The organism is Akkermansiaceae bacterium (genome assembly GCA_024233115.1).
In the GTDB taxonomy this organism is placed as follows: domain Bacteria; phylum Verrucomicrobiota; class Verrucomicrobiia; order Verrucomicrobiales; family Akkermansiaceae; genus Oceaniferula.
The window spans coordinates 566,023-579,489 of sequence record JACKQB010000002.1 but is presented as its reverse complement, the minus strand read 5'-3'; the positions used below and the strand labels follow the sequence as shown (position 1 = coordinate 579,489).

General features: G+C 55.1%; 13 protein-coding genes. 8 read left to right on the top strand and 5 right to left on the bottom strand.

Annotated features, from left to right (window positions below):
• Positions 1 to 38: 38 nt before the first annotated feature.
• Positions 39 to 341, top strand: a complete 303-nt coding sequence (locus tag H7A51_06675; protein MCP5535904.1) for a UPF0175 family protein — start codon at positions 39 to 41, stop codon at positions 339 to 341.
• Positions 338 to 838, top strand: coding sequence for a hypothetical protein (locus tag H7A51_06670; protein ID MCP5535903.1), 501 nt, complete (start codon positions 338 to 340; stop codon positions 836 to 838). Before H7A51_06675 ends, H7A51_06670 begins: the two co-directional genes overlap by 4 nt.
• 82 nt (positions 839 to 920) lie before the next feature.
• Here H7A51_06670 and H7A51_06665 read toward each other — a convergent pair whose 3' ends face one another.
• The gene (locus H7A51_06665) at positions 921 to 1,073 is read right to left on the bottom strand and encodes a hypothetical protein (GenBank protein MCP5535902.1); all 153 of its coding nucleotides are present in this window, start codon (positions 1,071 to 1,073) and stop codon (positions 921 to 923) included.
• Positions 1,074 to 1,319: 246 nt separating this feature from the next.
• Between H7A51_06665 and pgsA the strand changes: the two genes are divergently transcribed.
• Positions 1,320 to 1,907 (top strand): CDP-diacylglycerol--glycerol-3-phosphate 3-phosphatidyltransferase, encoded by a 588-nt coding sequence (gene pgsA, locus H7A51_06660; protein ID MCP5535901.1) that lies wholly within the window; start codon positions 1,320 to 1,322, stop codon positions 1,905 to 1,907.
• Positions 1,908 to 1,993: 86 nt separating this feature from the next.
• A complete protein-coding gene (gene nagA, locus H7A51_06655; GenBank protein ID MCP5535900.1) occupies positions 1,994 to 3,133 on the top strand; it encodes an N-acetylglucosamine-6-phosphate deacetylase in 1,140 nt (379 codons plus the stop codon).
• 95 nt (positions 3,134 to 3,228) lie between these two features.
• Here nagA and H7A51_06650 read toward each other — a convergent pair whose 3' ends face one another.
• The 4 genes from H7A51_06650 to H7A51_06635 form a co-directional block, all read right to left on the bottom strand.
• Positions 3,229 to 3,804 (bottom strand): hypothetical protein, encoded by a 576-nt coding sequence (locus H7A51_06650; protein ID MCP5535899.1) that lies wholly within the window; start codon positions 3,802 to 3,804, stop codon positions 3,229 to 3,231.
• Positions 3,805 to 3,819: 15 nt separating this feature from the next.
• Positions 3,820 to 4,794 carry a porphobilinogen synthase gene (gene hemB / locus H7A51_06645; GenBank protein ID MCP5535898.1) on the bottom strand — a complete coding sequence of 325 codons (975 nt, stop codon included), beginning with the start codon at positions 4,792 to 4,794 and terminating at the stop codon, positions 3,820 to 3,822.
• Between the two features lie 65 nt (positions 4,795 to 4,859).
• A complete protein-coding gene (locus tag H7A51_06640; GenBank protein ID MCP5535897.1) occupies positions 4,860 to 6,251 on the bottom strand; it encodes a cysteine--tRNA ligase in 1,392 nt (463 codons plus the stop codon).
• 15 nt (positions 6,252 to 6,266) lie between these two features.
• Positions 6,267 to 7,541, bottom strand: a complete 1,275-nt coding sequence (locus H7A51_06635; GenBank protein MCP5535896.1) for a mechanosensitive ion channel family protein — start codon at positions 7,539 to 7,541, stop codon at positions 6,267 to 6,269.
• Positions 7,542 to 7,678: 137 nt separating this feature from the next.
• Between H7A51_06635 and H7A51_06630 the strand changes: the two genes are divergently transcribed.
• From H7A51_06630 to H7A51_06615, 4 genes are all read left to right on the top strand, one after another.
• Positions 7,679 to 8,431 (top strand): sigma-70 family RNA polymerase sigma factor, encoded by a 753-nt coding sequence (locus H7A51_06630; protein ID MCP5535895.1) that lies wholly within the window; start codon positions 7,679 to 7,681, stop codon positions 8,429 to 8,431.
• Between the two features lie 55 nt (positions 8,432 to 8,486).
• The gene (locus tag H7A51_06625) at positions 8,487 to 10,370 is read left to right on the top strand and encodes a protein kinase (GenBank protein ID MCP5535894.1); all 1,884 of its coding nucleotides are present in this window, start codon (positions 8,487 to 8,489) and stop codon (positions 10,368 to 10,370) included.
• Positions 10,370 to 10,942, top strand: coding sequence for a hypothetical protein (locus H7A51_06620; GenBank protein ID MCP5535893.1), 573 nt, complete (start codon positions 10,370 to 10,372; stop codon positions 10,940 to 10,942). Before H7A51_06625 ends, H7A51_06620 begins: the two co-directional genes overlap by 1 nt.
• Before the next feature lie 68 nt (positions 10,943 to 11,010).
• Positions 11,011 to 13,020: a right-handed parallel beta-helix repeat-containing protein gene (locus H7A51_06615; protein MCP5535892.1), complete on the top strand. Its 2,010-nt coding sequence runs from the start codon at positions 11,011 to 11,013 to the stop codon at positions 13,018 to 13,020.
• The last annotated feature ends 447 nt before the right edge of the window (positions 13,021 to 13,467 follow it).

Sequence of the window (13,467 nt, the reverse complement as noted above, 5' to 3'; positions counted from 1 at the left end):
TACTTGACAAAGCGTCTACAATACGCGATACTGCATACATGGCCACCACGACTGTATCAACCCGTATCGAGGAGGATGAGCTGCGCGTTCTTAATTCCTTGGTCGAGTCGTCCGGATACGATCGGTCGACGCTGGTAAAAATGATGCTCCGTCGCGGCATGAAGGCACTGCGACTGGAAAGTGCCGTGGATGCCTGCCGCAGAGAAAAAATCACCCTGTCACGTGCTGCAGAAATGGCCGGAGTCAGCACCTGGGATTTTGTCGCGCTGATGGATAACGAGGAGCTGGAGCTACACTATGGGGCGGATGAGTTCGAGGCGGATCTCAACTTGACCCTATGAAAGCCGTACTCTGCGATGCCAGCCCGCTGATTTTTCTGGCGAAGCTCGACTACCTGCCGTTAATCGGTCAGATACTGGGCAACAAAATTCACGTGCTCCAGTGTGTTGCCGATGAGGTGCTTCTGAACTGCCCTGACGCGGTTGAAAAATCCAGACTGAGCAAGTTCATGGACACCGTGCAGCTAGTTGATTTCAAGGTCACTCAATCGGGAGGCACTGCGCTGAGTCTGAGCGACCAGTCGTCGTTAATATGGGCTGTCCAGAACAAGGTTGATATCCTACTGGCAGATGAGCGGCTAATAAGAAGAATCGCCGCTGAAGAAGGTATCAAAGCCATTGGATTCCTCGGTCTTCTGGTGAGGGCGGGCACGTCTGGACACATGACAGCCGCACAAGTCAGACAAGCGGTTGATGACGCCGTGAGTAAGCACCATTGCCGGATTTCCATCAGGCTTTACCAACGGGTGCTCAAGGAAATCGATTCATCGGGACAATAATCCAAGGATTCGGGGTCTAACCCGAAGGGGCAACAGGATACCGCGGCATGCAACAAATAGTGAGACGGGGATTCTAGAGGACTCAAGATAGTAAAAGCGGTTCCATGAAATGCATCATTTCTTTGGCTGACCCCTTTTTTGACCCCTTTTTTTTCTTTTTTGGCCCCTTTTCTGACCCTTTTTCTTTGTCTGTTGTCATGAAGTGCGGTTGATTTTCAACGAGGTTCTTGAGCACGTTGAGAGGTTGTTGGGAGTCGAGGCTCTTGCAGGGGCTGCGGTTGAGCATGCTCTGGATTTCTAGCCGTCGGCTGGGGACAGGGTGGTTGCCCGCCAAAGCCCGCACCTGTGACCTGGGCTTTGTGCGGCTTAGCGGTCGGGATAGCTGTTTGATAAGCGGGCAGGGGCGGCGGAGGAAGTGTAAAGTGATCAGGATAGAAGCTTGCGGCGAGTTCCATATTGTTTAGGCTCCGTGAAGCCGACTATGAACCTACCCAACACCATCACGCTTTTTCGTCTCGTCCTCACGGCGATCTTTTGTGTGGCTGCCTCGGCGGAGGGGGTGGTGGGTTATGCCATTGCCCTGACCGCTTTTGTCCTGGGGGCGATCTCGGATTGGCTGGACGGGCATCTGGCGCGGAAGTTGAACCTGGTGACATCTTTGGGGAAACTGCTTGATCCCCTGGCCGACAAGATCCTCGTTTGCTCGGGGTTTGTGTATCTGTCAGCGAAAGGTCTTTGCCCTGTGTGGGTGACGGCGTTGATCATCTGCCGTGAATTTTTGGTTACCGGCATACGGCAGATCGCGGTGGAAAAGGGAACGGTCATCGCTGCCGATGGACTCGGGAAGTGGAAGACGACGTTCCAGCTGATCTTTATCATTACCGCGTTGGTGCATCTGACTTTTGAGTCGGTGCAGGCTGAAAATTTCCTTGTAAGCACCCTGCAGTTTTTATCAAACCCTGCGCATTGGCTGATTCCACTTTCCCTCTGGGCTGCTGTGGCCTTAACTGTAGTCTCAGGCTTGTCTTATTTCTGGAAATCCAGGGATATGATCCTGGATCGCGACTAGTTTTTTTTCTTATCTCATCTTATCTTTTCATCTCATTTTTTTGTCTCATCCTTCATCTCAGTTTATTATTTTACACCCGTAGACTTATGAAATTACTCATTACCAACGCGCATGTCATTTCCCCGGATGTTGAAATCCTGGGAGGAGCCCTTGAAATTGAACATGGTAAAATCACAGCCGTCTACGAGGCCGGTGGCGCACTCCCTGATGCGGATGAAGTCATCGATGCCGGCGACCGCTATGTGATGCCGGGATTTATCGATATCCACGCCCACGGTGCTGATGGGAAAGACGTCTGTGATAATGAAACTGAAAGCATCCGCCACATTGCAAAGAAAAAGCTGGGGGAGGGAGTGACCACCTGGCTGCCCACCACATTGACCCAGCCCCAGGACTTACTGGAGGCAATCGCCGGGAAATGTGCCGAATACATGGCCAAGCAGGAGTATGCCAAAACCCCCGGCCTGCACGTCGAGGGGCCGTTTATCAACAAAGCCAACGCCGGTGCCCAGAACCCGCAGTTTGTGCGCGAGCCGAACTGGGAGGAGTTGAGAAGGATGCACGAAATCGCTCCGGCCAAGGTGTTTTCCATTGCCCCGGACGTGCCGGGAGCATGCGACTGCATCCGTGAGGCGAAGGCCGCCGGCATCAGCGCATCTGCCGCACATACATCTTCAACGAGCGCGCAGGTGATGGCTGCGAAGGAGTCGGGACTAACTCACTTGACTCATTTTGGCAATGCCATGACTGGCCTGCACCATCGTGAGATCGGCGTGGTGGGAACTGGTTTGTTGGATCCTGATTTGAAGATCGAACTGATCTGCGACACCATCCACCTTTGTCCTGATTTTCTGAAACTTGTCTTTCAGGTGAAGCCGATCGAGCAGTTGATCATGATCACCGACTCGATGTGCGGCTCATGGATCGGTGAGGGGGAGGTTCAGTTAGGGGGCTTGCCGGTCATCGTTAAAGACGGTCAGGCTCGTTTAAAGGAGGGCGGGGCACTTGCCGGTAGCGTTCTTCTCTATAACGAAGGATTGCGCAACGTGGCCGAGCTCACCGGTATGCCGCTGCACCAGCTCATCAAAGCGACCTCATGGAATCAGGCGGAATCGTTAGGACTCGAAGGTGTCGGAAAACTCGAACCCGGTTTTTGTGCTGACATCGCCATCCTCGACAAGGACTTCAGCGTCTGGAAGACCCTCGTCGACGGCGAGGTAAGGTAGGACAGCTTTGCAAGCTGTCGACAACCCAAGCACTCTTGTTTTGCATATCCTGCCCGGCATATCCTGTCGGCAGGTTGCAAACCTGCCCTACTTTGTTAGCCCGCTTTGATTCTTCCTTTTTGAGCGGAATACTGAATCCTACCCATTTTGATTAGGAAGATAAGTTCGCGTTCCCAGCCTGGATGAGCGTTGAAGTCCTGCCATTGATTGATGGCTTGAAGTTGGTTTAGGAATTCTAACATTCGTGTCTCCAGTGCACTGTCCTGTGGGATGAGTGATTGAAAGTGGTCGTAGGCCTTGAGAAGTTGGATTGGGGCTGCTAGAAAGAGTGTGGTGAGAAGATAAACCGAAGTGGCGTTGCTGGTCAGGTCTTTTTGATAGACGTGCCAGTTGAGTAAACTGGTGTCCGTGTTGTCCGGAATATTTGCTTCGGCCATGGTGAAGTGACCTTGCCCGTTTTTCCAGCGGAAGAATCCTGTCGCGGCAACTCCCAAGACGCAGGCGGAAGCGATGGATATGATTACTTTCGGAGCAACGTCGAACTCGAACTCCTCGACAAATAAAGATGCGATGAAGTGAAAAAACGTATAGGTGATGGCAAAAAGAAACAACGACAAGGCTGCACGCAGGCAGCCGTAGAGGACCTGCTGTCGGTTGAATGTTTTAATCATGACGTCGCCGGTAAGTTAAATCCATTGGGCCGCCTGTTTGGCGAAGTAGGTCAGGATGATGTCGGCGCCGGCGCGTTTAATGCCTGTTAGGGATTCCAGCACGATGGCTTTTTCGTCCACCCAGCCGTCTTTGGCGGCGGCCTTGATCATGAGGTATTCACCGCTGACCTGGTAGGCGGCGACGGGCAGGGTGGTGGTTTCGCGGACGCGGGAGATGATGTCGAGGTAGGGGCCGGCGGGTTTGACCATGATCATGTCGGCGCCCTCGTCCTCGTCCAGCAATGTCTCGCGGATGGCCTCGCGGGCGTTAGCGGGGTCCATCTGGTAGGTTTTTTTGTCGCCCGCCTTGGGTGCGGATTCCAGCGCGCCACGGAAGGGGCCGTAGTAGGCGGAGGCGTATTTGGCGGTGTAGGCGAGGATGGAAACGTTTTGGAAACCCTCGGAGTCGAGCGTGGTGCGGATGGCTTCGACCCGGCCGTCCATCATGTCGCTGGGGGAAACGATATCGGCGCCCGCACGGGCGTGACAGAGGGCTTGGCGGCAGAGGACCTCCACCGTCTCGTCGTTGATGATTTCCATCTCACCTTTGTCGTTTTTGCGCACCAAGCCATCGTGGCCATCGGTATTATAAGGATCGAGGGCCACGTCGGTGACCACGCAAAGCGTCGGGTGCGCCGCCTTCAGTGCCTTGATGGCGCGGGGCACCAGGCCGCCGTCGTTATGGCATTCCTCGGCGCCGGAGGTTTTCAGGTTTTCAGCGATGGCGGGAAAAAGGACGACGGCCGGGACGCCGAGCGCGTGGGCTTCGCCGGCCTCTTTGACAAGACCATCAAGCGACCAGCGGGTGCAGCCCGGCATCGAGTCGATGGCCTCGTCCGATTCCTTGTCGTGGACAAAAAGCGGGTAGATGAAATCGGAGGCCGACAGCGTGGTCTCACGGACGAGGGCACGGACGGCGGGGGACTTGCGGTTGCGGCGGGGTCGGATCATGCGTTTTTTTTAACCGCGAATGGACGCGAATACACGCGAATTTTTTACTGCCAACCGACTACTGCCTACAGCTGACTGATTTCATACCCATCGGGGTTGTCCTTGATGGTCCAGCCTTGGGCGGAGAGTTCGTTGCGGAGTTGGTCGGAGGCGGCCCAGTCTTTGTTTTGTTTGGCTTGCCAACGGCGTTCGGCGAGGTCCTGGATCTCGGCGGGGATGTCGGAGGCTTCCTCTTCGGTCGGGAGTTCCAGACCTAGGGCGTGGACAATGGCATCGAAGGCGGCGAGGTTGGCGGCGGCTTCTTCACCTTCGAGTTTCTGTGCCGCTTTGAGGCCGGAGAAGAGGTGGCCTAACGCCGCCGGGGTATTTAGATCTTTGTTCAAGGATTCCCATGCGGCGGCGAATAGTGAATGTTGAATAGTGAATGTTGAATTTGAGATGTCGCCTGCGGCGAGGGCGAGGACTTCGCGGCCTTTGGCCAGCTTCGTTAGGGCCTCTTTGGCGGCGTGTAGGGAGTCGAGGGTGAAGTTGAGCTGTTTACGGTAGTGGCCGGAGATGAGCACGTAGCGCACTTCCATGGCGGTGTGGCCTTTTTCCGCGAGGTCGTCGATGGTGTAGAGGTTGCCGAGGGACTTCGACATCTTGCCGCCATCGACCATCAGGTGGGTGATGTGGAACCAGTGGGCGGCGAAGTTGCCACCGCAGGAGCACTGGCTCTGGGCGATTTCATTTTCGTGGTGCGGGAAAACGAGGTCGACGCCACCGGAGTGGAGGTCGAAGTCGGTGCCGAGGTATTCCTTGATCATGGCGGAGCACTCGAGGTGCCAGCCGGGTCGGCCGTCGCCCCAGGGGGAGGTCCAGAAGTTCTCGCCGTCTTCCGCTTTCCTAGACTTCCACAGCACGAAGTCGGCGATGGAGTCCTTTTCATACTCATCGGCGTCGGCGCGCTGGTTCTGGGTCTTGCCGAGATCGAGCTCGCGGGTGTCGAGGTGGGAGAGTTTGCCGTAGTCGGGGAACGAGGCGACCTTGAAATAAACCGAGCCGTCGTCGGACGCGTAGGCGTGGCCTTTTTCGATCAACTGCTCGATCATGGCGATCTGCTGGGGGATGTGCTCGATGGCACTGGGCTCGATGTGCGGCGGCAGGCAGCCGAGCGCGGTGCAATCGGCGTGGAATTTGTCGGTCCATCCGGCGGTGAACTCTTGCAGTGTCGTTCCAGCGGCCTGGGAGTCGCGGATGGTTTTGTCGTCGACATCGGTGATGTTTCTCACATGCAGGGTTTTCATGCCGCCGGTTTCGAGCACGCGGCGGAAGACATCGTGCATGACGAAGGTACGGAAGTTGCCGATGTGGGCCGGGCCGTAAACGGTGGGGCCGCAGCAGTAGAAGCGGTAGGTTTCGCCGTCGAGGGGGGTGAGTTCGCGATTCTCGCGTGTCAGGGTGTCGTAAAGTTTCACTTTGGTTTGAAGTGTTCAGTTTGAAGTTGGAAGGAAGGAGTGATCGCTGGGTGATTGGAAGGCTCGCAGGTTGAATTCTGGCAGGATGGAGAGCAGGTGGTCAAAGATGTCGCTTTGGATGTCCTCGTAGTATGACCAGCGGTTGTCGGTGGTGAAGACATAAATCTCGATGGGGATACCGTGTTCGGTGGGCTGGAGCTGCCGCACGAGCAGGGTTTCGTGTGATGCGATTTGGGGATGGTTGTTGAGGTATGCTTTCAGATAAGCCCTGAATGTGCCGAGATTGGTGAGGGCACGTGCGTTGACTTTGTTATCGGTGGCCTTGGTGGCATTCTCCGAATTCCACTTGCTGATCTCTTGTTCTTTTGCCGTCAGGTAGTCCCTGAGCAGGCTGATTTGCTTCATTTGAGAGAGCTTGGCCTCGTCGAGAAACTGGACGGTCGACATATCGATGTTCACCGAGCGTTTGATACGACGGACACCGCTGTTACTCATCCCGCGCCAGTTTTTAAAGCTGTCGGAAATGAGGGCGTAGGTCGGGATGGTGGTGATGGTTTTATCCCAGTTGCGGACCTTGACCGTGGTGAGGGCGACTTCGAGAATCTCGCCATCGGCGCCGAATTTAGGCATTTCGATCCAATCCCCCCTCGCGACCATCCGGTTGGCCGAGAGTTGGATGCCGGCGACAAGGCCGAGGATGGAATCCTTGAAAATCAGCATCATGACCGCCGTCATCGCCCCGAGACCGGAGAAGATGAGCACGGGGGATTTTCCAATCAGGGTAGCAATGATAAAGATGATGGCCGCCAGGACCAGGATGATCTTGATGACCTGGAAGAATACCTTGATCGGGAGTTCTTTGGATACATCATACCGGCTATAAATACGCTCGATGATATTGAGGAGCGAGTTGGCGGCGAGGAAGGACAGGACAATGATACAGACCCTGGCGGTGGTCTGGATGCATCCGGAGAAAACGGGTGCGCCGTCGTGTTGGGTGACGATTGCGTGCGGTGCGGCGTTCAGGATGATGACGGCAGGGACTAGCAGTGACAGCCATTTGAAAAGCCTGCTGCTGAGCAGTTCATCGTCCCAGGTGGAGCTGGTTTTTTTGACAACCCGACTGACAATCCCGACCACGACATTGCGCACGATAAAGTAGGCGAGAAAGGCGCTGGCCAAGACGACAAGCAGGAGCACGGCGTCGACGACCAGACTGTCATGCCAGTCAATTTCGTGGTGGTCTTGCTGGAAAAACCACCCTGAGAGTTTGTCGTGCCACGTGTTCACGGCGTTTCCGTGCCATACCAAGCACCTGGGAGCAAGGAGAATGCAACGCGGATTTCTTGTGGGCGGCCTGAAATTGCAGCGTTGCTTTTGGAAGAAATACGCTTGGTATCATCATGCGATTAGTCTAACGTAGCTTGATGGAGGAAGCTCAGTTCCATACGACACAGTGGACTTTATTGAAACGGATTTCTGAAGGCTCGGATGAGGAATCGACCAAGGCCTTGGAAGTTGTCTGCAAGCAATATTGGCCGCCATTGTATGCTTATGTCCGGAGAAAAGGGTATTCGCCTGATGATGCCGAGGATGTTGTGCAGAGTTTTTTTATGAGGCTTCTTGAAAACGACAGTTTTGCCATGGCCAGTGTGGATAGGGGCAGACTGCGCACGTTCCTGTTGACGATGCTCAATCGCCATATGTCGACTGAGTGGCGAAAATTCTATGCGCAAAAGCGGGGTGGTGGGGCAGCCTTGATATCCCTTGATAGTATGGATACCGAGAGCTGGTATTCTCTGGTCGAAGGACCGGATTCCTCCGATGTCCTGTTTGATTACGAGTGGACGGTCACGATTTTGAACCGGAGTATGGATGAACTGCGTGCCAGCTATATGGTCAGGGGCAAGCCGGATCGTTTTGAAGTCTTGAAGCGTTATCTGGAGTGGAGCGGCGCTGGGTCGGGACGTGAAGAATACAGTGATACGGCCCGTCGTTTGAAAATGACCGAAGGGGCTGTGAAAGTGGCTGTTTTCCGCTTGCGCAGCCAGTTTCGGGAAATCCTTGTCAGCAAAGTGAGGCAAACGCTGGATGACGGCAGGGAGGACGAAGTCAATGACGAGCTGATGTATCTGATGCGGGTGATGGGGACGGTCGAGACCCGGCGGGCAAGGGAATGACAACGGGAAAGCGTGAATGAGTAAGATGGAGCCAGCGAACAAAGCAAATGATTCCTTGCAGGGAGTGGAACCCTTCAAGCTTCTGGCGCGTGTGGTTTACACCGATGTGACCGCACAAGGTGACCGGGAGTGGGAGATGCCTGAGCCACACAAGCTGGAGGAGTGGATTTCCGGGTACGAGGTGAGATCCTTGATTGGGCGGGGTGGCATGGGAGCGGTTTACAAGGTTTTTCACAAGGGTTTGCAACGGCTGTGCTGCTTGAAGCTCCTGCCCTTGTCCATTAGCCGGAGACCTGACTTCGAAGAGCGCTTCCTACGTGAGGCCAGGGCGATGGCCAGCCTGAATCACCCGCACATCGCCTGTGTCTATGATTCGGGAAGCAGCGTGCATGGACAGCTTTATTACGTGATGGAATATGTCGATGGCAAAACCCTGACTGCTTTGATGGGGGAGGGGGGGCTCGATCAGAACACCGTCTCGTCGATTATTATGCAGGTGTGTGATGCCTTGGAGCATTCCCATGATAAAGGCTACGTCCACCGGGATATTAAACCGGGCAATGTACTGCTGGACGGGGATGGGCAGGTCAAGGTGGTCGACTTTGGTATCGCCAAAATGTTTGACCAGAACGACGCCTGTGAACTTGACCACGGGGTGACCCTGCTTGGCGATGTGATAGGGACCCCCGGTTATATGTCCCCGGAGCAATCATCGGGAGGAGAGGTTGATCATCGGACCGACATTTATGCACTGGGTGTGATGATGTATGAGATGCTTACCGGGTCGTTGCCGCAAGGGGCATTTGAGCCGCCGGGCGCAACGCCGGGAGTCTCCTCCGGCTGGGACGTGGTGGTGATGACCTGTTTGAAGCAGAACCCGGCGCATCGTTACCAGAGTGTGGGGCAGCTGAAATCCGCGATTGAAGCCAGGGAATGTCACACGGGCGCAAGCAAACGCCTCGGCTGGAAAACGCTGGTGGCCATAGGGCTGGTGCTGCTGGTGACAGGATACCTCGTTCATCAGCAGGTGGGCATGCATAGCGCCGCTCAGACGCCGCTGCCATGGCCTGTTTTGGCAAAACAGCACGAAAACAGCCTGGGTATGAGCTTGGTGCCGCTCCCGGGAACCAGGGTGCTGGTTTCCAGGGACGAGACTTGTTGGGCTGATTGGGATACTTTTTTGTCCGATACCGGATATGCATGGGATGCTCCCTTGAGTAGTCGGGTCCCCACGCATTCGGCGCTCAATATTTCATGGCTCGATGCCAAGGCGTTTTGCCAGTGGCTAACGGAAAAGGAACGGGCCGAGGGTAGGATAAGCAAGGGCATGAGATACCGGCTACCCACCGACCAGGAGTGGAGTATAGCGGCGGGTTTGTCCCAGGAATGGGGTGCCACCCCACAGCTCAGGTCAGGTAAAGTGTTGGGGGTTTACCCTTGGGGGAATCAGTGGCCACCACCACCGGAAGTGGCGGCGGTATTGGACCAGGGCATGGCGTTCAACATGGTGCAGGGGCTGGCGAAGGCATACCGCCTCGTGGCGGGCGCGATGGCACCGGACCGCATTGGGGATTACAAGCAGGTGACGTCTGATTTATACCATCAACCGTGGAAAAAGGTGGTGGCTGACGGAGAAGACTTTGTGGTGCTGCCCCAGTTGGCCGGGCAGGTGTTGGAGTTGGCGGACGACCGGGTAGTGATGCGATATTGGAATGATAAAACCGTCGTGTTTCTCGGAACGTGGATGGGGTATCATGCGCAATGGGCCTTTTCCCGGGTCGGTTGGCAGTCGGCCAATTGGGCTGATGCCGGGTTCCGTGACTTTTTTTTGAAAGAAAAGTGGGGGGCATGGGGTCGTATCGGGTGTGGACCCAGGCGGTTTGGAATGACGATGAAGGGAGCTGGTGGCAAGACGGCCATCCCTTTCCTGCCGAATTGATGGAGCCGCCCCCGCAAGGACTGCAAAGCCGCCAGTTGCAGGGGCGTATCAGAGACGGGAAGTTGACGTTTGTCACAAACCTGATCACCTTCGAAGGGCATCCGGTTCTGGTATTTGATGGCAGGCTGAGTCGGCAGGAATTGCGTCACCAGGCGGAGGAGGCTTACCGGAAGCTGCAAGCCATCTGGTATCGCATGGCCGATAGGATCTGTCTGGAGGTGTTGCCTGAATACGAAAACGTGTGGTTGCGCAAGTGCCGTCCAGTGACAGGATTGTATGAGAACCCGTTAGGTGTGAGAGGCCTGGTCGGTGGGGCAAAAGAGTGGGTGGAGGACCGTTATAACGGTGGCGATGACAATCGGCGCACACTACGCGGGGGGGCAATGCGATTACGGGGCCGTGGGCCGCTGGTCGACGAGATAAAAGCGGCAACAGGGCACGCTGTGGATTACGTGATGCAGTATGCCATTTCGCCGCAAACAGAACTGCTGTCATCTTATCGTCAGCCAGGCGAGCCGGAAGGGCGGTGCTCTTGGTATGGCTTCCGGGTGGTGCTTGAGATTGAAAAATAGGACCCGGCGGACTTGCTCGTTCCGTTTTCCTGTAACCCGGGACCGGAAAATGCGAATACGGGGGGGAGATGGGAAAGTTTCTTTCAATGCGAGCGGGTGCGTTTTTCCTGGGTGTCTATGTTGCGGGTAATGCCGGAGCCGTGGACTATTCGATCTTGGATTTTGGCGCCACCGATGGTGGTGCTGATGACTTGGCCGCCATCCATGCGGCGATCGCGGCGGCCTCACCAGGCGACAGGGTGCTGATTCCGGCCGGCACTTTTCAAATATCGGGTCCCATCGTGCCCAAGGCGGATGTCACTCTGGCGGGAGCTGGGATGGACGCATCCATTCTTGAATACATCGGGGCCTCTTCAGCACCCATGGTCCGAATCCAGGCAGCTGGTATCGACCGCGTGGAGCTTACCGGCTTTACCCTTGACGGGCTGGGCTCGTCCAAAGCGACCCAGGGGCTTGAGGTATCGGGAACAAAGGATCATCATATTCATGGAATCCGGGTGCGGAATCTGGTGGATGCCTCGGGTTTTGGCCCCCATGGAATCTATTTCTCAGGGGCGGTTACCGGCTCGGTCATTGAGGGTAACGAATTTCTGAATATTGGTGTAGCCTCGACATGGGGTTCCGGCATCCGGCTGAACGGGGGATCAAACCATACGGTTGTGCGGCAAAATTTGATTCAAAACGTGGGTCGTGGCGGTGTCCTGCTGAGTGCTTCCACCGACTGCATCATCACTTACAACACTGTTAGCCAGAGCGGCCAGACGGGACCTGGCCTCGGAGTTGAATTGTGGGGAGGCTCGCATCGGGGTGTCGTCGAGGACAATAACCTCGATCATTGGCTGAGTATCGACAGCTCTAACATGTGTGCGGTAAGGAGGAATACCGTGGTGGCTAACGATGGCTCCATTCAATACATCGGTATGGAAATGGCGGGGGGCTCCGATAATGTGTTTACGGAAAATCACATCGGGAAGGGGAATCACATCGGGCTGTCACTGTCGGGAAACACCTCTAAAACCAGGTCGTATTTTTCAAACAACATATTTTCAGAGTTAGACAGCTGGGGAGCCCAGATTCAAGACAATGGCGGGGTGATACGGCAGCTCTATTTTTTTAACAATACCTTTGAAAAGGCGAACAGCGATCTTCCCAACCTTTATGGTGCACCTACCGTGGGGTTCCGCTTTAATGCGGTGGCAGGTGGTGCCGGTATACGGCAACTTGTATTTGATGGTAACCAAATTCTCGCCAATGACCATTCCGGCTTTGCCATCTACGGCCACACACATACACAGGGCGTCGATGAGCTGAGTTTTGTCAATAACACCATCTCTAACAACGGCTCGAATGCAATCGAGAATGGAAATGTGGCTAACCTCGAGTGGTCCGGCAACACGGTCAGTGGTAATGGCAACAATAACGTCCCGGTAAGCAAAGGGTTCGCCAACGCCAAACCCACAGTGCAGATATCGGGGCCAATGCTGGTTGGTGTTGGCGAGACGATCAGCTTTACTCTGGACTATACCGATGATGGGGCGCCTACACCTGACGCCGTGTTATGGGATCTGGGCGACGGTGTGCCGGTGACTGCTACGAGTGCAGGTCACGTTTACCAAACACCGGGGGATTACACCGTGGCGCTCGTTGCCTGGGACACCCAAGGCCGGGCGGCTCACGCCACCCATACGGTGACGGTCGTTCCGCTGGTTGATAGTGATGGCGACGGCCTTCTCGATCACCATGAGACACTGGTGTATGGAACATTGCCGAACGATCCCGATACCGACCACGACGGCTATTTCGACGGGGCGGAAATCACGTTTAGAACAAACCCCAAATCCAGTCAGGAAACACCGGAGAAAAAAGCGCTGATCACCATGGTTTCCGCGACGGATCTGAAGCTGAGCTTCAGTTGCAAACTGGGGTCGACCTATCGTATTGAACAGTCCAACGACCTGAGCGCAGGCTCCTGGCAGACCGTGGAGTCCGGTATCACCGGCTCAGGTCAGATCCTGGAAAGATACTACACGCTCCCTGGTGCTGCACAGAGGCTCTTTTACCGCATGAAACAAGAGTAGAGGTCATGCGCGCACGCCGTCAACCTTGCCAAAAACAAACCTTGGATCGCCAGGCTCTAACATGATCGTAAGGAGGGGTGGAAAAAATAATAGCACGAATATTCAAGACGATGAGGGTGGATTTCTGATAGCTTCCGATGAAGCTCGATAAGCATTGATCCGGTGACCTACAACACCGTCACCTGCCATACCCCCTTCAAACTTTTAACGCATCACGGAACCTGTCCAAGGAATCCAGCCAGCTCAATAACAGGCTCCTTTATGTAGTTCAATAGTTCAAACCCGTTACCTCCCATATCACTCCATGAAAGCTCTTCCGAATAACCCGAGAATAAACAAATCTAAAGCAATCAGAACGAGACGTAAACTTATATTCACCGTCCCCTTTTTCGCTACGCTTATCTTTCTGACATGGATTTCGCATCATTCCCGTGCGCCACGGGTGTT